Genomic DNA, 22557 nt, shown 5'->3' on the forward strand with positions numbered 1-22557 from the left:
TATACCCTAAAGGTAACAAAAAGAGCCAACCCGTGATTGGATCAGCCCTTGATCTATAGATTCCCGTTTCATGTTACTTTTTAGGCAATAACTTCTTAATTTCATCTTCAGAGAGTCCAGATGCTTTAAACTATAGCAGAGAGATCTACACCAAGTGTGAGTAACTCACGAGCCATTTCTCTCTTGCCTTCCAACTTACCCTTGGCTGCACCTTCGGCTCGTGCGCCTTCAATCCTTGATTTTTCGTCACTCAATGCTTTCATCCGGGCATCGTAGGCCATTCTGGTGGACGCATTCTGACTCAGAAATTCCAGCGTATCTGATATCCATGCAACTAAAAAGAGAATAAAAAGCCGACTGTTATTGGATGGGCGATAAAAAATATAGACTTCTGCTTAGATAATAAAAAAAAGATTAAATCATTCACTTTTATTTTTGGAAGAATGTAGATAGTTCAATATAAGAACCCATAAAATACAGCCAAGTAAAATATGAATACCACTTTCACTTATATCCACTCCACCTCCACTTAATAAAACACCTGTAAAAAAGCCCAAAACAACAGCAAGTAATATCTCTAACAATCTTGTTTTCATAGATTTCATCTCCACTCACATTTTTTTAAAATAAAAAGGATTGTTTCAAATTATTACCACCAAGTGTAAGTATTATCAAGTAATTTAACAATAGTAGATTGGGAGGGTTTTCATGAAAAAAATCTTATTGATACCTACTCTGTTGGTCACATTAGTTTTTAATGGCGCAACGACTACAACAGCTAGTGCAGATCCAGTAATTGATGAACAAAGTCATTCTTCGCCTTCATGGAGTCCTAATGCTTCTGCGCAAACACCAACTTGGTTTAAAGAAATCAATTTAAACAACAGTAACAGTTCATTTAAAGATAATACACTAAATAATGAAGGCTCTTCTATACAGTATAACTTCGTTCATAAAGAAGGTGATCAATTATCAGAAAAAGAGTTACTCCCATTTATAACTGGAGAAATAGAAGTCTTAGAAGATGAAAATAATCATAAGTCTCACTTAGTAGCCATAGGCACCTCCAATTCAAATGGCCAAACCCAAACGGACTTCTACTTCTCAAATATTAAAGATGCTCCTATTAGCGATATTAAAGAATACGCCACCGAAGTAGCACAGAAAAATTATAATGCTAACGAAAATTTCAAACAAGATTATACGTCCATAAATTCATATTCTAACAATGCTATTGTTGCAGCCGTGCCCTCTGGAACAAATTACATTGATACATTCCATTGGATTATTTATAGCGATCAAGAAAAGCTAACAAATGGAAATTTTGTAGTAGCAGGCTTCATTGATAGTACGGTTACTTATACCAAACAAGGTACTGCTACGATAAATTCAAAGAATGTATCTGTCTGGGATATGAAGGCTTCTACCCAAACAAGACCAGTGAACAGCTATCAAACGCGTCAAATTGCATCAAGACATACTATAGAACCTTATGTACCAGACCAAAGATTGCTTTCATACGGACCAACTACAACAAAAACAGGCTCTAATTTTAGCGTATCTCTCACAGGCGGCTTTCCATCAATATCTTGGAATTTTTCTAGGGATTCTGTTGATGTAACTGACACAGGTTCTCTTTCTACAGGTTATGGGAAATGGACTTTCGATTTCCCACTCGGCAAAACTGTTGCCAAAGGTAGTTTCTTAATGGAACCTGGTATCAGAATAACTAATGAAACAGGCATGGTTAAATTTCAACACAGCCACTCCGGATATTATTACAAAAATTTAAGTTATCAAGGAAATGGTGTTTCGGGTCTTGTAAGTCGGAGCTTCAACGACCTGTAATATTATAATCTACTAAGAAATTAGAAGTTCCGTTTCAACTTGTTTTTCTTCATAAAAAAAGCGTTCGACACACTCGATTCATGGGCATGTTGAACGCTTTCTTATGAAATAATGGTTTACAACTTTACTCCTCAAATGACAGATTGAGCGGCTCGTCCGACATCTGGTACTCTGTCTCCATATGTGACAGCGGTGTGTTCGGATCAACCTCCTCGAAGTGGAAGCTGTCGACCCACACTTTTCCTTTACCGTTCAAAATAACCCCGAATGAAATGACCGCGCTACCCTCCGGTACATCAAGCACAATACTATACTGATTCCATGGCTGCGTACCCGTAATTGGCCGATCATGCATGTTATCAAATTGAAGTACATCATGAACGTTATTATCCACACGCATCCATAATCCGCAGAACGCATCCACACGCTCGGTCTTCACGAATCCCGATAATTTCATCCGCTTACCCACATACTTGTCCGCTCTAAACTGTTGCATCATTGTTGCGAACTCGTTAGGCTCCATCGGCGTAACGGCCTTCAAATATCCTGATGCTTTTCCCTGATGCACTTCGGCCGGATCAATGCCCATCTCATAATTCTGCGGATGACCTCCGGTTAACATCCAACCTGTAATTGTTGACGTCTGATTCATCTGTAATTCTCCTCCTCTGGTTCTTCCTTCGAATAATTTCAGATCAAATAATTTGCGAAAACGTCATGGTGGCATGCCATATAATTTTCGGAATGCGCGGGTGAAGGCTTCCTGACTCTCAAAACCACATGCCAGAGCGATGTCCAAAATGCCCGCATCCGTCGATCGGAGGGTCGTGGACGCCAGACTCATCCGGCGATTGCGGATATAATCCACGATGGTCATGCCCACCTCATTACGGAAAATTCGATGGTAGTGATATGGCGACAACAACGCCTCGGATGCCACTTCTTCCAGTCCAATCTGCTCATGCAGATGAGTCTCAATATAGAACAAACTTTGCTGAATCATTGCACGGTAACGGCTCAACTGAGGTAAAGCCCCCTTCCATATCCTTACTATACGTGAAGAATGTCATCGCCGTTTTGATCATTTTTGCTATCTTTATTTCTGTTGTCCTCTATCAATAACGCAAAAAAGAGCCAATCACGGATGGAATCCTTTCCGTAATTGACTCTTCTGGGAAACCGCCGTCCTGTGGCTACTCTAGAGCCACTTCATTGATCTACAGCAGGTTCATTTATATCTTTGCACAACATTCTTCGTCAGACAGCCGGTACCGGCTGTGCACCAACCTCTTCGTCATCATGCTCCACCAATTCATGTTTCTCCCAAGCTCTGCTCTTCCAGCGGAAGAACATAATGACCGCGCGGGTCCACTCATCTGCCGCAATGGCAAGCCACACACCCGCGAGCCCCAGATGAAGCTTGAATATGAGCAGGTACCCCAGTGGCAGACTCATGCAGACCATGGAGATCAGCCCCATGTATACCGGGAATTTTGCATCCCCTGCCGCACGCAGGGAACCAATGATCACAATATTGCAGGTACGCCCGGTTTCGAGCAAAAGACTGAGTAGAATCACTTGAGCCCCCAGCTTGATAATTTCCGGATTATCCGTAAATATGCTCATCAGCGGCACACGGAAAAAAATGATGATTACATCAATGATAACCGTGGCAAGAAGGGCCCATTTTACACTGTCAAAAACACGTTTGTACGCATCGTCTTTGCGCCGCGCACCCACAAGCCGACCTACAATGATCGATGTCCCCATACCAATCGCCATGCTGAACAAGTAGATATAGCTGGAGATGTTACCCGCATACTGCTTGGTTGCCATAGCTTCTGCGCCCAGATAGGTCACATACAGCGTGAACACGAGCTGGCAGGAATGATATACCATGGATTCCATCGCAGACGGAATGCCAATCCGCAGAATTTTGCCAATGAATTTCTTGGACAACTTAATGTAGTATTCAAAATCCACCCGTACCTCGCTCACACGATACAACAACCAGAAGAAGATCAGAAGGCAGATAAAACGGCTTCCCACCGTGGAGATCGCTGCCCCTTCCACCCCAAGCTTTGGCAGGCCGAAGTGGCCAAAGATCAATGCATAGTTACCAACAACGTGAATCACGTTCATGAATACAGCAACATACATCGTTTCTTTGGTGTAACCATGTGTACGAATCGTCGCAGCCAGCGCATTAATGAGCGCCTGAAGGAAGATACCGCCACCGACTATATTTATATACGAACGGGCAAAATCATAAATTTCGCCTTGAATGTTCAGGAGTGATAACAAATGTCCTCCGAACAGAAGGAAGATTCCGCTCAGGACCAGACCTACGATAAGATTCAGTGTGATCGCATTACCCGTAACTTGTGCTGCTTCACTTAACTTTTTGGATCCGATATATTGTGCGACTACAATCGCAGCACCATGTCCAATGACTTCCAATACAAGGATAGCGATAGAAATAATCTGATTGGCTGCTCCAACGCCGGAGACCGCATTATCGGATACCGAGCTGAGCATGAGCGTATCCACGCTCCCCATCAACATAAATAAGAAGAGTTCCAAGAAAATAGGCCATGTAAGTCGAATCAGATTCAGATCCTTGGCATCAGAACGAAGGGACTCTTTGGTTGAGGATATTGCTGTCATTTTCTCACCTTTCCCATGTGGGCTTTAATTCTTAGGGTATGTTAGCACAGGTGGTTTGAAAATGCAGTAGTTTTGCGAAAATAGTTGAAAGTTTTTTGTAATTCCATAAATAGGTATTTTCACTGCTTTCATAAAGCCCCATTTCCGTAAGCTTATCAGAGGTTTCAGAAGACAAAAAAGGCCCCTCCCAACTCGCTTTTAAGCAAGTAATGGAAGGACCTTGGACCCTCAACCTTTTAACCTTTAACAGAACCCGCAGCAATGCCCTCCACAATTCGATTACTCAAGATGAGAAAAGCAATCAGGATTGGCATAATGCTAATCATCAGCGTTGCACCAATGGCTCCCCAATCCGTTGTATATTGACCGATAAAGTTCTGTACACCAACAGTCAGGGTTTTGTACGAATCTGTACTGATGAACGTATTAACAAAGATGAATTCATTCCAGTTATAGATCATGTTGATGATCGCCGTTGTGGAAATGACCGAAGACGTCATCGGAAGCACAATCCGAAAGAAAATCCGATGCACGGAGCAACCATCCATCACTGCGGCTTCTTCCACTTCCCGGGGGAGAGAGTAGTAGAATCCAAGTAGAATCATAATGGTAATTGGCATATTAAAGGCAATATAAGACAGGATGACTGACAAAGGATGATCTGTGAGATGAAGCTTCAGGAACAAGCTGAACAGCGGGATCAACGTGGAGTGTACAGGGATCATCAGACCCACCATGAACAACCCCAGCACCAGCGAACGACCCTTCCAGCGCATACGTGTAATGGCAAAGGTCACCAGACTGGCGAACAGCACGGTGATCACCACCGAGACCACCGTAATCCATACACTGTTGAAGAAGTACAAGCTGATATTTCCCTCTGTCCATACCTTGACATAGTTTTCCCAACGCGGAGTCGCAGGAAGGGAAAAAGGCGCCATGTCGAATACTTCCTGATTATTTTTAAGCGAGAACAACAGTAGCCATACCAAAGGTAAAATTTGCAACAAAGCTACCAGGGACAAGAGGAAATACAGCAGAATATAGCCAAATCTCCTTAACCATGCCGAACCTCGGCTTGTCCCCGGGTAAGTTGGCAATCTAACGGCCGTATCCGTCTTCACCGGGATGGACCTCCTTTCATTTCACTTACGTCAGGAATACTGGATCGTATCTTTGGATGCTGTCGCTTTTCGAAGCAGCCAGGTAACAAGCAGACAGATCAAGAGCAGGAAGAACCCTACAGCACTGCCGTAACCAAAGTCGAAGCTACGGAACGCCTGACGATACATATAGGAGGCCATCACTTCGCTGGAGCCATTTGGTCCGCCATCGGTCATCACGTAGATGAGATCAAAATACTTGAGTGAGCCTACCACAGCCAGTACCACAGTCACCTTGATGACTTCTGTAATAAGGGGCAGCTTGATTCGAAAAGCGATCTGCCAAGGGCTTGCTCCATCAATCCGGGCTGCTTCCACCAGAGATTCCGGAATATTTTTGAGGGCCGCATAATAGATCAAAATATAGAAGCCTGCATACTGCCATAGAATCGGCACGAACAGTGCATACAACACCAGGGATGGCTCCGCCAGCCAGGCTGGCGGATTGCTGAAGCCGATCGCTTCCAGAAAGGTGTTTAGCACACCATTGCTGGGATGATAGATCTTCAGCCATAACTGGGCGATCGCGACCGAAGACAGCAGCATCGGGATCAAATATATTTTACGGAACAGATTGGCCCCCTTGATCTTGCCTGACAGCACCAAAGCGATCATCAGATAACCGATCAGACTCAGCGCAGAGAACAAAGCAAGTAAAAAGGTATGATTCGCACTCTGCCAGAATGTTCCGTCTTGAAGAAGTCTGGCGTAATTATCCAATCCAATAAAGGTCATTGCACCGATCCCGTCCCATTGCATCAACCCATAATACCCGGTGAGCACGATCGGGATGTAAACCAAGACCAGCAGCAGAAGCAGTGCAGGAAGCACGTACAACGCAGCAACGAGACGGTTGGACATGACTTTGTCCATCACATTATCCTCCCTTCAAGCGTTCAAACGTGTGTACGTCAATTGCCTTTATCAATTGCAGCCTGATGATTCTTCACAAAGTCCTCCGGTGTTACCGCTTTGCCAAACAATGCCTGAATCATGTCAAGATGGGCCTGAGCGGCTGCTGGTTTCATCTGTACGTCTGCAAAGAGCGTAAGGCTGCTGGCCTGATTCAATTCGTTCAGCAGGTCAATATAGAGCTGTGGCAACTGTACTGCCGCCGTATCCACTTTGGTAGCCGGGATGACGCCTGCTTCAGTTACCGAACTTTCACCCCATTTTTCCACAAAGTATTGCACAAACTTCTGCGCTTCTTCCTTCACTTTGGAGTTCTGGGCCACGAACAACCCTACACCTGGACCACCTACCCAGCTGTTAATGTCGCTCTTGCCATCTTCCATTGTTGGGAATTTGAAAAATCCGATCTTGTCTTTGAATTCCTGCGGGATGTCCGGGTTGGTCGTAAAGTTTGGCAGTTCCCAGGTACCCATCAGATACATAGCAGCTTTTTCGTTCATGAATTCGGATTTGCCCTCATCGTTAGACAACCCGTTAAAGCCTTTGTTGAAAGCATTCATATCCACCAGTTTTTGTACCTCGGCAGCAGCTTGAGTCAGCGCAGGGTCGTCAAACTTGCCAGAGCCATTGATGGCCTTTTCCAGTGCATCTCCACCTAACCGATTCGCCAGATACATATACCAGAGTGAGCCGGTCCAGCGGTCTTTATTGCCCAGTGCGATCGGAACCTCACCGTTCTCTGTCAGTGTCTTCAGCACACTCAGGAATTCATCGTACGTTGCTGGCGGCTGCAAGTTATATTTTGCAAAAATGGCTTTGTTATAATAAATGGGGGAGATATTCAACTCGATTGGTAACGCATATGTTTTACCGTCTATCGCATAAGCTTCTGTTGTTCCGGCTATGAATTTCTCGCCCAGCGAGTCACTCAGCAGATCATCGACCGGTGCGAACAGGTTCCCCTTCACATAAGGCTCCAGAAATCCAGCAGCCCAAGTTACACCAACATCGGGAAGTTCATTGGATGCCGACAGGATTTTCAATTTGTTCTTATATTGTTCATTCTCCAGCACTTCCTGCTTAATGGTTACATTCGGATGATCCGTCTGATACTGCTTGATGATATCGTTGACCAGTTTGTTTTGCTGTGCGGAACTGCCTGCTGGCCAGAGGTGCATAAATTTGAGGGTTACTTTCCTATCTGTGCCGTTGCTGCCTGTTTCACCCTCTTCATCCGAACTTGAACTGTTACATCCGGATAAAATTACGGCGAGAACCAGCGTCCATGACAGAAGAATGGCCATCGTCTTTTTGCTCATTATTCCAACCCCCTTGGTTTTATCGGTTAATGTAACCGCTTTAACCAAATTGTAGCACGCGCCTATCACACCTATAAGACCAGAACAATTTGGAAAAACTCCACTTTTTTGAGGTTATTTGTTATTTCGTTCAGATAGGGAATGCCGATATTTGCTTGGACTTAGCCCCTCAAGGCTTTTAAATACTGTGATAAAATACTTATCCGTCTGATAACCCACCTGTTCCGCAATCTCCGAGATTGGCATCGTTGTCTGCACAAGCAACTCCTTCGCGCGCTGAATGCGTTTGCGGGTAAGGTATTCACTAAAATTGATGCCGATCTGTTCCTTAAACAATACGCTGAAGTAACTGGAGTTGAGATGGAGTAGATCAGCGATTTCACGCATGGTCACATGTTCACCCAGATGAGCATCCACATAGGTCAAAGCTTCACTGATCTGGCTATTGAGCCTCTGTTCTCCGCGCTCCTTAACATCCAGCAGCTTCGGGTCAACCATTTCTTGCATCGTTTGAATACGTCGCTGTTGTTCGCTGAACTTTAGGGCTTTTTCGACGGTCTGCAGCAATTGTTCCTTATCAATCGGTTTCAACATATACTCCACAACACCCAGCTTAATGGCCTGCTGGGCGTATTGAAAATCGGCATGCCCCGACATAATCAGGACAACAGGCTTGTTCGAAAAATGTTGAATGGCTTCAATCAGAGACAAGCCAGAGAATTCCGGCATGCGAACATCCGTTATTAACAGATCTGCCGGCTTTTTCTTGAGCCATTCCACAGCCTCGACGCCACTTTCTGCAGTCTGAATGTGATTTCGTCCTGCCGACCATCCCTCCAGTGTTTTGCGAATACCCTCTCTTGTACGCGGCTCATCATCCACGATAAGAATTGTTTTGTCATGAATCATATGCACCCTCCGTTCCCATGGGAATCTCAAAGCAAATGACAGTCCCTTCCCCAACCTTACTTGTTATAGAAAGCTTGCAACGTTCGCCAAGTTGGCTGCCAAAGTAAAGCTTCAGTCGCCGATGTACGTTGATTAGACCTACACCTGTACCCTTGTTAGATACAGGGGGGCCACCATGTAAAGCTTGAATGACAGCTTGAAGCCGTGATTCATCCATACCGGGACCATCATCCCGAACCTTAATGCAAACCAGATTTTTCTCGGTCAAAGCATCCACATGGATGCTTATCTTTCCCGGTCCCAGTTTACTTTCAATCCCATGGAGAATCGCATTTTCCACCAAGGGCTGTATGAGCAGTTTCGGTATTGCGACCTTACGCACCGTATCACTCAGCTGAATCTCCCATTGCATTCTCTCTCCCAACCGCATCTGCATAATTTGAAGATAACGCTCGGCGTGTTCCAGCTCGTCGGCAATCGTAACCCATTCATCCTGCTGCGAACTGGAGATGATATAACGAAATAATCGGGACATCGCCACAACCATACGTGCCATCTCCTCGTCTCCCTTCTCCTCAAGGGACCAATAGAATGCCTCCAGTGTGTTGAATAGAAAATGGGGATTAATCTGAGACTGCAACGCCTTCAGCTCAGCCCGGGACTGCATGACTTCCTTCTCATGAACCACACGGGTCAATTCATTCTGCCTGTAGACCATCTGGTTATATACGTTGTTAAGTTCATTGATCTCCATCGTAGAGCTAACCATTAGATTAGGTCTCATTGCTCCCGGCTCTGCACTGCGCATGGCCCGCATCAGCCGTATGAGTGGACGTGTAATCATTGTGGACAGGAAGAAAGACATGATAAGGAACAGAACAACACCAATCATTCCCGAGACGAGCAACGCTGTTCTCAGGATGGATACACCTTCCGTTGTCTCCCGCAACGGGGTCAGGACAGCAAGTGTCCATCCCGTTAACTCCGATTTTTGCCTGACGACGATATAGGATTCCTCCCCGTTCTGCACGACTGATCCGCTGTCCAATATGGCCTTTGGATCGAGATTAATTTCCAGATCGGAACTCACCACTTCGCCTGCACCATCCAAGAGCATGATAGAGTCCTGCGAACCATCTGCCCCATTCGAATCATTGAGTTGAAAAAAACTCCGCTGCATCCGCACCACCACATAACCTCCATGTTCGAAAGAATGATCCAGCAGGTTAATCCGCCGAATAGCCAGGAGCACACCCGGATCTTCAGGGTCAGCGCCTGCCCATACCAGTCTGCCTTTTCCTTCATCCGCCAGGTTGATCCAGTTGCGCTCCACTCTGAGATCGAGGGATCGGTCATCCATCGGAAAGATGCGGTTATAACCCGTAGTGTATATCTCCATACTTTGTGCGCCATTGATGAAAGACTGATAACTGCCTGCAATCTGCAAGAGAGCTTGGCGCTGATTAAAGGTTGCCGGGTTGCCTTGTTTCTCATCGCTGAGCAGACGCTGCACGTATGAATCATCCGCCACCTGGGCGGTCAGCGAATTCACTTGTGCAATGAGTGCATCCAATCTGCCACTGGCTTGGACGGCGGTTTGGTGAATATGTTTCTCCGCATTGCTTTTCAGCAGGGCAGCTACCCGATCATAAGCCGATATGCCTGCGAGCAGCAGAACAACAAGCATCACCATAACAAAACCAATGAAGATCTGATTCCGAAGTGAGTTAAAATGTCCTTTTTTCCCGTGCAACTTCCCCATTCTCCTCTCTTTTTGGCATGAAAAAGAACCCACCACCTACGCCCGTGCTCTTGAAGACTGGGTACAAACGATGCCGGATTTATCTACGTATTCAGTTCTTCTATATAAAATGAACAAAAGAATATTTACACTAGCCACTACGATGACAGAATAACCTTCCAATCGCTGTTATCCCCAGATTTTTTGATTCCCTTTTTAAAGGGGAAAATCCGGTGATAAAGGCGAAGCATATGCTTCCGATGCAGCTTTCTTTCAGAAAGCTTTTAGCTCCGCTTTTTCAGGTTATTTCTGCCCTCTCCGTTCTCGTGTAAATGTTTAGTTCATTTATATAGTTAAAGCGCTTGCAGAAATGAACCTTACTCTTCTTCTCTCTTAGTCTTTGTTTATCGATTAAACTAACGACTAAAAAATAGCATAGTTTTACAGGTTAATCAATCCTCCCGAATAGTTCCCAAACGTTAAATGACAAGGATCAAAAAAAGAGAGGGGACTTTTAAAGTCCACCTCTCTTTTTTCATATCCCTTCACACATATCCTTCTCTGTGACACATCTTCAGTTATTTCACGGACCCTTGGGTAACCCCGTTGATGATCCACTTCTGTGCAAACAGGTAGATGATAATCATCGGCAGCAATGCGAGCAGGTAGGATGCAAACGCAAGGTTAAACTCGGTATTGAACTGTCCTTGGAATACATACTGTACCAGCGGCAGCGTGTACTGTCCCGGATCACTGATAATAATGAGTGGCAGCAAGAAGTCGTTGTACGTGGACAGGCAAGTCAGAATACCAACCGTGGCACTGATTGGCGCCATGAGCGGGAAAATGATTTTCCAGAACGTGCCCCAAGTTGTCGCCCCATCCACAAACGCCGCTTCCTCCAGCGCTACCGGAATGGACCGGATGTATCCAACGTACACAAATACGTTAAATGCCAAACCATATACCGTGTGCAGCAGGATCAGACCTACCAGATTTGTCATCTCCAGCGATGCGGTCAGTTTAACAATCGGCAGCATGATGATTGGGAACGGAATGAACATCGCGCTAACGAAGTAATAATAGAGTCCTTTGAAAAACTTGCGTTTCTCCATATTCCGTGCAATCGCATAGGCTACCATCGAGTTACTGAGCAACGTCAAAAGCACGGTGGATGCGGTAACGATTGCACTGTTACGGAACGATTGGAAGAAGTTTGTCATGTCGATGGCCCTCGCAAAATTCTCCCAATGAAGTGTGGTCGGAATGGCAAAGACCGATTGGGCCATCTGTTCCGGATTTTTCAAAGCAATCGTAACGGTCATATACAATGGGAACAGGATAAACAAGGTACCCAACACAACAAGCAACATAACGGGCCAATTGATTCGTGTACGGCTTCTCATTACAGATCCATCTCCCTTCTTTGCAGGAACCGGATTTGCAGGATTGAAATCACCGCAATAACGATGAAGTAAATAACCGAGTTCGCAGATTGATATGCATATTCGCCGCCTTCAAATCCACCGGTATAGATCAAGTGGGAGATGGACTGCGTCGCCCGTCCGGGACCACCGTTGGTCAAGGCTACGATTTGGTCGAAGACCATAAGTGAATTTTTCATCGCCAGCACCATATTAATGGTGAAGAATGGAGCAATGAGCGGGAATGTAATACTCCAGAATTCACGCCATTTGCCTGCGCCGTCGAGGTTGGAAGCCTCGTACAGTGTCGTTGGTATCGTTTGCAGACCAGCCAAATACAGAATTGTATTCAGGGCCACCGATTGCCATACTGCAACAATGACGATACCGATCCAAGCCAGACTCTCGCTGCCGAGAATGTTGGTGGATAGCGCGTTGATGCCCAGATTTTGTCCCCAGATCGGGAATACGTTGGAGAACAGGTAGTTAAATATGTAACCTACGATCAGTACACTCAGAATATTGGGCAGGAAGTAGATGCCGCGGAAAAAGTTACGGAACTTGATCTTGGCATTCAGCCCGAGTGCAATGAGTAGACTCAGAATATTGGTCAGGATCGTCACAACGATCGCGAACTTGAACGTAAACCAGTAGGCGTTGCCTACATTGTCATCCTGGAACAAGTTGAAATAGTTTTTGAAGCCAACAAAATCATACTCTTTCCCGAATCCGTTATAATTCGTAAATGAATAATAGATGCCCTGGAGGGCCGGCAGCGTCATAAATACAAAGAACAATACTACCGCCGGAACCGTCATCCAGTAATAGGGTGCGATACGCTTGTTCATACTCCATCCTCCTTCTGACAAGGCTTAGCGCCGATTAGCAACCTTGTCCCATTCTTTGTCGAGTGTATCTAGATAGTTGTCGATGTTTTGGTTCTGCAAAAAGGACTGTACGATGGAATTCAGCTGCACCGCAGCCGGAATATAGTGATCGGGAAAGTCAATAACTTTGCCCTGCTCGATATATGGCATCAATTCCTGTACGGCAGGATCATCCTGCTTCACGCCTTCTACCGCAGAGAACAGCGTCTGTTCGTCAATATATCTTCCGATATTTTCAGGCTCTAATAGAAACGCAATAAACGTCTCTGCCTGTTCGCGATTAGGCGTGTCCGCCGCAATGGTAAACAGGGAGTCGATCCCGTTCACCAGCTTGATCTCGCTTGCATCGTTGCCCGTAGGGAATGGGAAGAAACCGATGTCAACATTTGGGTTCGCTTTGCGAATCTCCGAGATGGCCCAGGTTCCCTGGATGTACATGAAAGCTTCACCGTTAGCAAAGGTACGGTTACCGTCCGAATAAGCTTTACCAAAGTTATCGCCGTGACCGTATTTCATGAGTTCCAGTTGTTTCTCAGCTACCTCGCGGTACTTCTCCTTGAACGTCACTTTGTTATCGCGTCGCTCTTGGTAGAAATCAATACCGACCAGATTGGAGGCCAGTGCATTGAACGGCAGGCTCGTCTGCCAGTCATCCTTGTATGTGAAATAAAATGGAATCTCACCTGCATCCTTAATCTTTTGGGCGGTCGCAATGAGTTCATCCCACGTCTTGGGCACGTCCAATCCCATTTTCTTAAACAGCGTTTTGTTGTACATGATGCCGTTTGCATTAGTCGCGTAAGGAATACCAGTCACTTCGTCCATGCCTGTGAGATCCTTCAGCATTTGTATGTAGTTCGGATCAATCGTCTGGAGTAATGAGCTGTCCGTCAGATCGGTGAAAATATCACTCTGAGCCAGAATGGAATAGGTGTCGGTTGCACCCATGGCCATAATATCCGGTATATCATTTTTGACTACACGCGTTTTTAAGACCGTCTCCGCATCTGGCGGATTCACCTGGGTCACCTGAATATCGTTATGCTCCGCGTTGAACGTCTTGATCAATTCATCAAAGGTTGTTTTGGCTTCAGGCTTGTTCTGGAAAAATTCAATCTGCACTTTGCCATTCGCGCTATCTCCACTGGTACAGGAAGATAAAAGTACAGCCATCATTCCACACAGCAACATTGTCCCGAGAGCCTTGGTAAGCGTTGTTCTCATGTTGTACCTCCCTCAGCTTAATAAATTGAACTAATGTGATTTACACAGTGTCACTCCGATTGCAGTACCATCTTCCGATCGTTGTTATCCCCAGATTTTTTTGATTCCCTTCCTCAAAGGGAAAATCCGGTTTTTAGCGTATGCTTTCGAAGTAGCTTTCTTTCAGAAAGCTTTTAGCTACGCTTCTTCAGATTGGTTCTGCACTCTCCGTGTTCGTGTATATCTTAGTTTCACTTTATATACGTAAAGATTTACCCATCCAAATGGTGAAATAACCATTTGGTTAATCCTTCCAAACCGACTTCAATCTGAATGGATAATATACGTCTTTATTATTTCTAAAACGGTTTCGGTAAAAATGAATCACGGCAGTTCTTCCCATGACCTGAATCAGGCATAACAAAAAGGACACTGGATGATATCCAATGTCCCTCATTTAATAAGCTTATATTCAGCCACTGTAACGCTTTTATCCAACCTATTACGAACGTTCTGCTTTCGGCAAAGCATTACGTAAACGCTTGGCCCGATAACTCTGATATGCACGAATCAACATGCCAATGATAATCATGACCACACCGATGTTAATTGCGACATCAGCGAGATTCAAAATCCCGCGTCCTGACGGAAATACGAGAAAATCCGTTACCCGGGCATAGATAAATCGATCGATCGCATTCCCTAAAGCCCCACCGACCATAAAACCCGCGCCAGCTTGCATCCAGAAACCGCGAATCTCACCTTTACTCCGGTAATACAGCATGCCCGCTATGAACAGAACAGCTATTACACCGAACAGACGCGCATTTCCCTGAAACATGCTTCCAGCCATTCCACTGTTCTCGTAATGCTGTAACTGCATGCCCGAGTTACCCAGTCTCATGACGTCGCCAACTTCCATATACATCCTCACTGCAATCTTGGTTCCCTGGTCCACCAAAGTCACCAGCAGTGCTACAAAATAAAACAGCATCGTGCTTCTCCTCCTGCCTACGTAGCAATAACTTATTTTAACTTTAAGAGTTATGTATATTAGGTTCCCTTCACTTTAACACAGCCGATGTACGGTCTCCAAATGAACGGTCTTTAACCACGCAAATAACGTCCACTAACATCGTTCAGACTGCATCCAGAAGGGACTACACCAATCCATGTCGAATGTAGACATCAATCATATACGTAAAGGGGATGTCTGTAATTTGAACCTGACCATGACAGAGAAATTAAAGGAAATGCAACAGGAAGAAAAGGACTTGGTATTTGGCACATTTAATTCTGAAATGGCACTTAACCTTGGCCTGCATCTGGTTGAAGAAGCGAAGCGTCGTTCCCAAGCCGTGACCATCGACATAACCCTGAAGGGACATCGTCTCTTTTTGCATGCGATGGAAGGCACTCATCCCGACAACGAAGACTGGATTCGACGCAAGAACAACGTGGTGAATCATTTCTCCTCCAGCTCTTGGCACACGGCTCTGCGGTTGAGAAGCGAAAATCAAACACTTGAGCAAGACTTCAATCTGCCTTCATCGGACTATGTCCTGGCTGGTGGCGCTTTCCCGCTTATTCTGGAAAATGAGGGACAAGTCGGCACCATTACAGTATCGGGTTTGCCTGATGAAGAAGACCATGATCTGGTCACGACAGGAATCCGCTCTTTTTTGTTGCAGCAGAGTTAGATTAAAATGGGCAATAAAAAATCCGTACCTGGGATAGGCACGGATTTTCTTCTTTTTCCTGTAGTTAAATTCCTGCGTTTATTGGATCGCTGAGAGAACGTCCAGCAGCATGGATTTGAATTTGGGCCGATCAATGGCTTCACAGACACGTACATTCGGCTCTTTGCCAAAACGTCCGTTGATATCAACCACACTGTATCCACGTGTCAGTTCTCCTGCCGCTTCCACATCCACATAATATTGACCCGACTTGGTCATGATGGATTCATCTGCCGCTACAGCCATCAACAATGTATCCGGATGAGTGGTGCCATTGAGTTTATGTACCGACTTGTTGAACTCCATAACCACTTTGTTGATTGCAGTAAAGAAATCGGCACCCGATGTACCTAGAGCCGCAATCTCTGCATGATCGTCATCGTCCATCACTGAATATTGCGTGCACATCTCCCAGCCAACCATCGTAATCGGAATACCTGCATGCAGTACAATTTTCGCTGCTTCTGGGTCTACGTAGAAGTTATACTCCGCCGCCGGTGTGATATTGCCCAGTGCATTATTCGTTCCGCCCATGATGTACAGGTGAGCAATCTCCGGAATAATCGTAGGGTCTTTCTGGATCGCCATCGCAATATTGGTCAGCGGGGCAATCGCCAGAAGTTCAATTTCACCTGGATGTGCATGCACCTTCTCAATGATAAAATCAACCGCATGCCCGCTCTCGGGACGCTGATCTGCCTTCGGGAAATGTGCGCCGCCCATGCCATCATCGCCATGCACATCTTCCACTGTGCGGTGCTGAGCTTTACCGTAGGCCATTAGCGGACGCTCGCAACCTTTATACACAGGCACCTTGCCGCCATGTCCAGCAACCTGTACCGTGTACAGAGCATTTTCAACCTCCTGATCGAATTGTACGTTACCACCCGTAATGGTGATGCCTTCCACCTGAAAGTGATGCAATGCCGTCAGGATCGCAATCGTATCGTCTCCTGCTGTATCTGTATCGATGATGACTCTTCTCATGATGCCGCGCTCCTTCTTCCGTTCATATAGTACATTCTATAAAACACTATGTCTTATTTTACATCAAAAACGTACCAATGACGATGGAAACGCCGATGATAATCGAACGCAGCAGTTGTGCTACCGCCATATTGCCTCGTGCGATTTCGTCACACACCCGCATTTTTGGAATCAGGAAATCAAATATAATATAGACCAGGCACAGCACAATAATTCCAAACGCCGACCACAGCAGCATATCCAACCACGAATGCGTCGAGAAAGATACCATGCCCACAATAATACACAGTCCCAGCAATTTGCTGCCCATGTACATGCCTGCCGCCTCGTTACCTTTGGCGATTTCCTCACTATCGTTATACCGGGTCAATTTGCTAAAAGCAAAATATCCACATACCAATACCACCAGCAGAATGCCTACACCCACCGCCACATTCACGAGGTTTAATCCCAAGTTTTCCATTCCTTCTTCTCCTCCTCATCATTCATCCGTTCATGAACCGTAGCCGCGCAATAATAGGCCATATCTCCGGTTACTTTCTCCCCGACCCGTGGTAGCATCCCAGCCAAACGCCCACCGATAACAAACACCCCTGTAAGCAGATAACCGCTGTATGCTCCAGCTTCCGTCTCGATCACAACCTGTTCCATCGGAACCAGCTGCTGATAGATTTTGGGCTGATTTTCGTAATAAGCTGTGATCTCTTCATCCTCGTCTGTTGCCGCAGTTGCAAGATTGGATTCCAGCGCCTCGTTAAGAGGATGCTCCATATCCTGCTTTTCAAAGGCATTGTCCGTTCCTCCATCCAGCAAAAGAGTTCCTCTGCCTTCGCGTCCCCAGTAGCTTTTGGCTACATATGATATGGCGTTCAGCTCGAAGGGCTCAGATGAAAAATAGGTGGGTAGCAGATATCGGGAAATCACGTCCATCTCTGCTTCATCAAAGAGGGTAAACCCGCAATATTCTGGGGTTTGCTCGTTACGCTCGTAGAGCGACCAGATTGCCGCCATGAAACCTTTGCTCTGCATCAGTACATGCTGAACGGGATTCATCAGGCCCAGTCGCCCTTCACGTACAAGTTCAAGCAGCGCAGCACCAATGTCCACCCCTGTCGTCTCATCCCGATCATCGATCAGATACTCCAGCGGATAAAGGCGATACAGCAAGTTAATCTCCCGCCCCCTATGGTAAAGCGCCTCTCCCGGAACAATCTCCAGTTCCTCAAGTGGAGCATAGAAAACCTCGTATCCCGCTTCCTGACAACGTCTCATCAGGTATTCCGTATTCGTTCGGTCTTCGACATGTTCGCCAAAAGAAGTGAATGTCACCGGACCCTTTAATCCCTGCTCTGTATAGAATTCCAGCCACATCTTGAAACATTCCCGAATACGTGTATCCATCTCGGCAGATGGCGCAGTTAACGCGGCATCCTCAGCAAGACCGACCAGGATATTTTCCAATGCAGTAGCCTCCGGTATGCCCGTTGGAGTGTCCGTATTATTTTCAATACACTTGGGCCCAGCTTCTCCGATAATCCAGTCCTGACGGGTAATGCCTCCAGTTACCAACTCCATACGTGCCGCCGGGATAAGCCCCGGATGAATACCCAACTGATGCTCTAAAAAAGAATCCGGCATATATTGCTGGATAAATCGCATCACTTTACAGTAAATGCCGTCTACCGCCTCGGCTGCCGCACGCAGCTCCTGCATCTCCGAGGGAGAATAGACCGTCAATGCAGGCACACAATATTGCTTCCCGTACATTCGATGATATGGAATCTGTTGTTCCGTTTCACCCTGAAATACCTCCTCGTGACTTAACGGCAGTTGAACCACTTGCCTCATCCGGTTATCCTCCCGAGCTACGGAAGAAGCTACCGAAGCCGCTTGATTTGGACTTGGATTTGCTATAGGAGCTGTTACTGTCCTTATTGCTTCGATACGACGACCCACCGTAGTAATAGTGCCCACTGCTGGAATCATATTCACATCCGGTATCATACTCCGGGTCACATTCATCATTGTTGCTACCACAACCGGATAACACGGCAGGAACCGCCAGCATCAGGGAGAAAGCAACCAGCTTTGCTTTTGATCCGGGTTTCGATGCTTGCCCCCGCTCTTGGTCACTCATCACAGATCCACCTCTTTCATATAAAACAACACTTTCTTGCGATCCGCATCCAGCACGGAATACAGGAACTCATACGTCTTGCCACCGCGAACCATGTAATGGTCCAGCAGTTGTTCGGCAAGCTCCATTGTATAGGTGGATGAAGCTGTGAGCTCCAACTCCTGAAACGAACTTCCATTCCAGAGCATATACTCTGCGCTGTACATGGAAGACATTTTGCACATCGCCAGCGCAGCATCTGCAATGGCTGCACCGTACTCGTCCGGCATCTGTTGGTCATATGGCGTTACATATACTGCATGTTCCCGCCCATCCTGGCATTCATTGGACAGATGCGCCCAGAGTTTGTTTTTCACCAAGGTGGCATCCACCAGTTTGCGCATGAACAGTTCATCTCGTGTGACTGAAGCCTGTTCCAGCACTCCCGTCTCCGCCTGTCGATCATCCGACCAACTCCGATACGTCAATGAATAATAGATACCGATAACCTCCCTTTTTGCGAGCTCTTAGGTGAGCCGTTTCAATTCATACAAACGTATTTAACGCATCAGAAGGAAAAAAGTTACACTAGTGAATCAATTTCATAGTACCTTTAGCTGCTTCAAATCAAGGCTAGACATAGATCAAAATGGTTTAATTTGTCTATGTCTAGTTACAAAACTCCATTTTTAGTGATTTATGAAATTGATTCTATTCACCATGACATGTAATAAAGAACATGTTGGCTACCTTCGTTCTCCGATTAACGAAGCAGGAAATAACATACTGTTTTCTACTTTTGGTATGTAATCCAGTTCAAAAAGGCCGGAGAAGACTCTCCGACCGCACTTTTTTAATCTTATGCTCATGCCATTCTGACTTATAACTCAGCCCACTGTGCCAATACATCATTATATTCAGCGGACAATTGCTCGCGATCATTCCAGATTTGTTCCAGTTCAATCGGATTGTTCTGCACCATTTCCAACTGTTGATCCAGTACCTGAATCTCTGCCTCAAGACGAGCCAACGTCTGTTCCAGCTTCTCCGCAGATTGTTGGTTGCCACTGCCACTTCTATGTTTCGATGCAGTTGCTGCCGAAGGAGTTAACGCCTTACCTGATTCAGTAGAAGCTTTATGATCATGACTTCCACCGGCAGCTACAACAGTGGATCCGTTCATTGTCGAGGTTGCTCCTGGCTTCTTCCCTGATCTGGCAGTCCCGCCGGGCGCGGACGTTAAACCTGACTTCATCTCTGACTTGGTGTTCCCACGAGAAGAAACGCCCACGCCTGCTGTAGCCTGAGTTGTCGCCGCCGCACGAGCTTGCAAATCAAGCTTCTTCTCACGATACGCCTCATAGTCTCCCAGATAAGCGGTCATCTGACCGTCCTCCAGTTCCCAGACACGGGAAGCGAGGCGATTGACGAAGTACCGATCATGCGAGATGGCAAGTACAGTTCCTTCAAAATCAACCAAGGACTCTTCCAGCGCTTCTCTGGATGCGATATCCAGATGGTTGGTTGGCTCATCGAGCAGCAGTACATTGGGTTTACGTTGCACCAGAAGAGCTAGCCGCAGACGCGTCCATTCCCCGCCAGATAATTGCCCGACAGAGCGGAATACATCCGCTCCATAGAACAAATATCGTGCCAGAATTCCGCGAGCCTCTCCCTCTTCCACGCCTGCTTCTAGACGGAAGTATTCGAGTACATTCAGCTTTGGATTCGTAGGTTCCTCCTGTTGAGCCAGATACCCGACATCCACACGCGCCCCCCACTCCAGCTTGCCCGCATTGGGTTGCTCGTCACCAAGCAACAGCTTGAACAGGGTCGTCTTGCCGGAGCCATTGCGGCCAATGAGTGCAATTTTATCTCCATATTCCAGCAGACCCGAGACCCCGTGCAGGATTTCACGCTCACCATAGCTCTTCTCGACCTGTTCCAATACCGCTACCCGTTTACCCGTTCGATCCGTAGGACGCACATCGAACTCGGCATTTCGGCGCTCTAGTACAGGACGCTTCACCTGTTCCATCCGCTCGATGGCTTTACGCATAGAAGCCGCCCGTCTGAAGAACTTTTCATTCCCACCAACTCGGCCCCACTCCTCTAACTGGCGGATCGTTTCTTTCATTTTTTTGATAACCTTCTGCTGCTCCTTGAACTCCTCGAATTGCTGCAACAGCCGTTGTTCCTTCACTTTCATATATTCCGTATAACCGCCAGCAGATGTTTCCGCTTCTCCATCCTCCAGCTCCAGTGTTCGATTCACGACCCGATCCAGAAAATAGCGATCATGCGAGATCAGGACAATGGTGCCGGGATATTCTCGTAAAAATCCTTCCAGCCACTCAACCCGCTCCAGATCAAGATGGTTTGTCGGCTCATCCAGCAATAACAGGTCGGGTCTTACGATTAGCTGTGAAGCCAGAACCACCCGAGTCTGCTCCCCACCAGACAGGGAACCAAAGCGCCAACCATAGTGTGCCTTGGCGATATCCAAACCGTCCGCCACCTGATCGATCCGGGCATCCATTTCGTATCCACCCTCACGCTCGAACTGGTCTTGCAGTGCCGCGTAGCGTTTCAGTAGGCGCTCCAATTGAATAGGGTCTGCTGCACATGCCGGATCGGACATCTGTTGCTCCATTTCCTTCATTTGCGTGCGACATATCATAAGCTCCTTGAATCCAAGACTCAGTACATCCAGTACGGTATGGTCATCCAATCCTTCTGGAACCTGAGCCACATATCCCATTCGTGTATCTTTCTTGATCATCAATTGCCCTTCATCCGGCTTGTTCAGTCTTGCCATCAGGCGCATAAGTGTGGTCTTGCCGCTTCCGTTGCGGCCAATCAGGGCGACCTTGTCACCTTCCATAATTTCAAACGTAATGCCGTCCAGCACCAGATGTGCTCCGTGGTATTGAGTCAGTTGTTGCGCGCTAATCATTATCATAATAAGGTTCCTCCTATGGTATGGAAGATCCTGACCGCAACACAAAAAGAGCCGCAGGAGGTTAGCTCCGCGGCCCTTCAGAATTCAAGCAATATCGCTTATCGTCCGAATGAGGTCAAGGCAGGCATCTTCTCGCAAATGTTAACTTCCGTATATTCAAAATTGGACAGACTTCTCCCGTTGGTCAGAAAAGTATGAACAATGCCAGCCATAGCAATCGGCAGCTGGCTAATACGGTTGTTAAGCATCTCGTGATTCACCTGTCTTCACCTCCCTTGTCATAATTAATGTCAATATATCACAGACGAATGCGTTTCCGCAACCATTCCTTTGCCCAATTCAATCATACTGTACAGTAGTTTCATTCTTACGCTTAATTCCTGCCCCGTCGCCGAAGCATTACATCCCTGATCGCCACCGTAATAAGTGTTAACATTCCCGAGGTACCCAGTGATGCGCCGAGCAGGGCATATCCGATGCCGTTCCACCCGCCAATATCGATGCTGATCATGATTACAACGGCACCGCCGAGCAAGGCCACACATGGCAATATATATTGTACCCACGTCATTCGGCGTCCTTGCAACCGGTAGATAAACCATTCAATCAGCAGTAGCACCGCCCACATTCCCAATGTCCACAAGATCAGTATTTCCATAAGGTTCCCCTCCTGTTGCTGG

The 22557-nt window shown here is 46.5% G+C and carries 22 protein-coding genes and 1 pseudogene; 2 read left to right on the forward strand and 21 right to left on the reverse strand.

Going from position 1 to position 22557, the window contains the following annotated elements; translation table 11 throughout:
• Positions 1-125: 125 nt before the first annotated feature.
• A complete protein-coding gene (locus tag MKY01_RS30240; protein ID WP_339284674.1) occupies positions 126-254 on the reverse strand; it encodes a hypothetical protein in 129 nt (42 codons plus the stop codon).
• 165 nt (positions 255-419) lie between these two features.
• Positions 420-596 (reverse strand): hypothetical protein, encoded by a 177-nt coding sequence (locus MKY01_RS30245; RefSeq protein WP_282319954.1) that lies wholly within the window; start codon positions 594-596, stop codon positions 420-422.
• Positions 597-708: 112 nt separating this feature from the next.
• Between MKY01_RS30245 and MKY01_RS30250 the strand changes: the two genes are divergently transcribed.
• Positions 709-1848, forward strand: a complete 1140-nt coding sequence (locus tag MKY01_RS30250; protein WP_282319953.1) for a hypothetical protein — start codon at positions 709-711, stop codon at positions 1846-1848.
• 124 nt (positions 1849-1972) lie between these two features.
• Here the strand turns inward: MKY01_RS30250 and MKY01_RS30255 are convergent.
• The 11 genes and pseudogenes from MKY01_RS30255 to lspA all read right to left on the reverse strand — a co-directional run bounded on the left by MKY01_RS30255 (position 1973) and on the right by lspA (position 15067).
• A pseudogene (locus tag MKY01_RS30255) lies at positions 1973-2851 on the reverse strand (AraC family transcriptional regulator).
• Between the two features lie 254 nt (positions 2852-3105).
• Entirely contained in the window at positions 3106-4515 is a 1410-nt protein-coding gene (locus MKY01_RS30260) for an MATE family efflux transporter (protein WP_036606645.1), read from the reverse strand.
• Positions 4516-4751: 236 nt separating this feature from the next.
• Complete coding sequence (locus tag MKY01_RS30265) at positions 4752-5615, reverse strand: carbohydrate ABC transporter permease (protein WP_282322258.1); 864 nt, start codon at positions 5613-5615, stop codon at positions 4752-4754.
• Positions 5616-5669: 54 nt separating this feature from the next.
• Positions 5670-6551 (reverse strand): sugar ABC transporter permease, encoded by an 882-nt coding sequence (locus MKY01_RS30270; protein WP_036606643.1) that lies wholly within the window; start codon positions 6549-6551, stop codon positions 5670-5672.
• A 38-nt stretch (positions 6552-6589) separates the two neighbouring features.
• A complete protein-coding gene (locus MKY01_RS30275) occupies positions 6590-7909 on the reverse strand; it encodes an extracellular solute-binding protein (protein WP_282319952.1) in 1320 nt (439 codons plus the stop codon).
• Between the two features lie 114 nt (positions 7910-8023).
• Entirely contained in the window at positions 8024-8818 is a 795-nt protein-coding gene (locus tag MKY01_RS30280) for a response regulator (protein WP_036671597.1), read from the reverse strand.
• Positions 8808-10571: a sensor histidine kinase gene (locus MKY01_RS30285; protein ID WP_339284678.1), complete on the reverse strand. Its 1764-nt coding sequence runs from the start codon at positions 10569-10571 to the stop codon at positions 8808-8810. The genes MKY01_RS30280 and MKY01_RS30285 overlap by 11 nt, the downstream gene beginning before the upstream one ends.
• Positions 10572-11137: 566 nt before the next feature.
• Positions 11138-11965 (reverse strand): carbohydrate ABC transporter permease, encoded by an 828-nt coding sequence (locus MKY01_RS30290; protein WP_076251848.1) that lies wholly within the window; start codon positions 11963-11965, stop codon positions 11138-11140.
• Positions 11965-12831, reverse strand: a complete 867-nt coding sequence (locus tag MKY01_RS30295; protein WP_036606633.1) for a sugar ABC transporter permease — start codon at positions 12829-12831, stop codon at positions 11965-11967. Before MKY01_RS30295 ends, MKY01_RS30290 begins: the two co-directional genes overlap by 1 nt.
• A 24-nt stretch (positions 12832-12855) precedes the next feature.
• Complete coding sequence (locus MKY01_RS30300) at positions 12856-14094, reverse strand: extracellular solute-binding protein (RefSeq protein WP_339284680.1); 1239 nt, start codon at positions 14092-14094, stop codon at positions 12856-12858.
• A gap of 481 nt (positions 14095-14575) precedes the next feature.
• Positions 14576-15067, reverse strand: coding sequence for a signal peptidase II (gene lspA / locus MKY01_RS30305; RefSeq protein ID WP_036606631.1), 492 nt, complete (start codon positions 15065-15067; stop codon positions 14576-14578).
• Between the two features lie 226 nt (positions 15068-15293).
• Between lspA and MKY01_RS30310 the strand changes: the two genes are divergently transcribed.
• Positions 15294-15773, forward strand: a complete 480-nt coding sequence (locus MKY01_RS30310) for a heme-degrading domain-containing protein (protein WP_339284681.1) — start codon at positions 15294-15296, stop codon at positions 15771-15773.
• A 78-nt stretch (positions 15774-15851) separates the two neighbouring features.
• Here the strand turns inward: MKY01_RS30310 and MKY01_RS30315 are convergent, their stop codons facing one another.
• The 8 genes from MKY01_RS30315 to MKY01_RS30350 form a co-directional block, all read right to left on the reverse strand.
• Positions 15852-16799 (reverse strand): nucleoside hydrolase, encoded by a 948-nt coding sequence (locus tag MKY01_RS30315; protein ID WP_127551555.1) that lies wholly within the window; start codon positions 16797-16799, stop codon positions 15852-15854.
• A 58-nt stretch (positions 16800-16857) separates the two neighbouring features.
• The gene (locus tag MKY01_RS30320) at positions 16858-17262 is read right to left on the reverse strand and encodes a DUF350 domain-containing protein (protein ID WP_017691702.1); all 405 of its coding nucleotides are present in this window, start codon (positions 17260-17262) and stop codon (positions 16858-16860) included.
• Positions 17244-18647: a glutathionylspermidine synthase family protein gene (locus MKY01_RS30325; protein WP_339284683.1), complete on the reverse strand. Its 1404-nt coding sequence runs from the start codon at positions 18645-18647 to the stop codon at positions 17244-17246. The genes MKY01_RS30320 and MKY01_RS30325 overlap by 19 nt, the downstream gene beginning before the upstream one ends.
• Before the next feature lie 4 nt (positions 18648-18651).
• The gene (locus tag MKY01_RS30330; protein ID WP_036671603.1) at positions 18652-18936 is read right to left on the reverse strand and encodes a hypothetical protein; all 285 of its coding nucleotides are present in this window, start codon (positions 18934-18936) and stop codon (positions 18652-18654) included.
• Positions 18936-19403, reverse strand: coding sequence for a hypothetical protein (locus MKY01_RS30335; RefSeq protein ID WP_315371865.1), 468 nt, complete (start codon positions 19401-19403; stop codon positions 18936-18938). The genes MKY01_RS30330 and MKY01_RS30335 overlap by 1 nt, the downstream gene beginning before the upstream one ends.
• A gap of 392 nt (positions 19404-19795) precedes the next feature.
• Positions 19796-21877 carry an ABC-F family ATP-binding cassette domain-containing protein gene (locus MKY01_RS30340; protein WP_339284686.1) on the reverse strand — a complete coding sequence of 694 codons (2082 nt, stop codon included), beginning with the start codon at positions 21875-21877 and terminating at the stop codon, positions 19796-19798.
• 98 nt (positions 21878-21975) lie between these two features.
• Positions 21976-22137 (reverse strand): hypothetical protein, encoded by a 162-nt coding sequence (locus tag MKY01_RS30345; RefSeq protein ID WP_017691697.1) that lies wholly within the window; start codon positions 22135-22137, stop codon positions 21976-21978.
• A gap of 113 nt (positions 22138-22250) precedes the next feature.
• Positions 22251-22535, reverse strand: a complete 285-nt coding sequence (locus MKY01_RS30350) for a YesK family protein (RefSeq protein WP_315372898.1) — start codon at positions 22533-22535, stop codon at positions 22251-22253.
• Positions 22536-22557 lie beyond the last annotated feature (22 nt).

It is taken from the genome of Paenibacillus sp. FSL R5-0486, assembly GCF_037975155.1.
Taxonomy (GTDB): domain Bacteria; phylum Bacillota; class Bacilli; order Paenibacillales; family Paenibacillaceae; genus Paenibacillus; species Paenibacillus amylolyticus.

Bases quoted from the DNA above. Each gene is read 5' to 3' on its own strand.
- MKY01_RS30245 (WP_282319954.1), bottom strand. From the start codon at position 596: ATGAAAACAAGATTGTTAGAGATATTACTTGCTGTTGTTTTGGGCTTT.
- MKY01_RS30250 (WP_282319953.1), top strand. From the start codon at position 709: ATGAAAAAAATCTTATTGATACCTACTCTGTTGGTCACATTAGTTTTT.
- MKY01_RS30260 (WP_036606645.1), bottom strand. From the start codon at position 4,515: ATGACAGCAATATCCTCAACCAAAGAGTCCCTTCGTTCTGATGCCAAG.
- MKY01_RS30270 (WP_036606643.1), bottom strand. From the start codon at position 6,551: ATGGACAAAGTCATGTCCAACCGTCTCGTTGCTGCGTTGTACGTGCTT.
- MKY01_RS30275 (WP_282319952.1), bottom strand. From the start codon at position 7,909: ATGAGCAAAAAGACGATGGCCATTCTTCTGTCATGGACGCTGGTTCTC.
- MKY01_RS30280 (WP_036671597.1), bottom strand. From the start codon at position 8,818: ATGATTCATGACAAAACAATTCTTATCGTGGATGATGAGCCGCGTACA.
- MKY01_RS30290 (WP_076251848.1), bottom strand. From the start codon at position 11,965: ATGAGAAGCCGTACACGAATCAATTGGCCCGTTATGTTGCTTGTTGTG.
- MKY01_RS30295 (WP_036606633.1), bottom strand. From the start codon at position 12,831: ATGAACAAGCGTATCGCACCCTATTACTGGATGACGGTTCCGGCGGTA.
- MKY01_RS30300 (WP_339284680.1), bottom strand. From the start codon at position 14,094: ATGAGAACAACGCTTACCAAGGCTCTCGGGACAATGTTGCTGTGTGGA.
- lspA (WP_036606631.1), bottom strand. From the start codon at position 15,067: ATGCTGTTTTATTTTGTAGCACTGCTGGTGACTTTGGTGGACCAGGGA.
- MKY01_RS30315 (WP_127551555.1), bottom strand. From the start codon at position 16,799: ATGAGAAGAGTCATCATCGATACAGATACAGCAGGAGACGATACGATT.
- MKY01_RS30320 (WP_017691702.1), bottom strand. From the start codon at position 17,262: ATGGAAAACTTGGGATTAAACCTCGTGAATGTGGCGGTGGGTGTAGGC.
- MKY01_RS30325 (WP_339284683.1), bottom strand. From the start codon at position 18,647: ATGAGGCAAGTGGTTCAACTGCCGTTAAGTCACGAGGAGGTATTTCAG.
- MKY01_RS30330 (WP_036671603.1), bottom strand. From the start codon at position 18,936: ATGAGTGACCAAGAGCGGGGGCAAGCATCGAAACCCGGATCAAAAGCA.
- MKY01_RS30340 (WP_339284686.1), bottom strand. From the start codon at position 21,877: ATGATAATGATTAGCGCGCAACAACTGACTCAATACCACGGAGCACAT.
- MKY01_RS30350 (WP_315372898.1), bottom strand. From the start codon at position 22,535: ATGGAAATACTGATCTTGTGGACATTGGGAATGTGGGCGGTGCTACTG.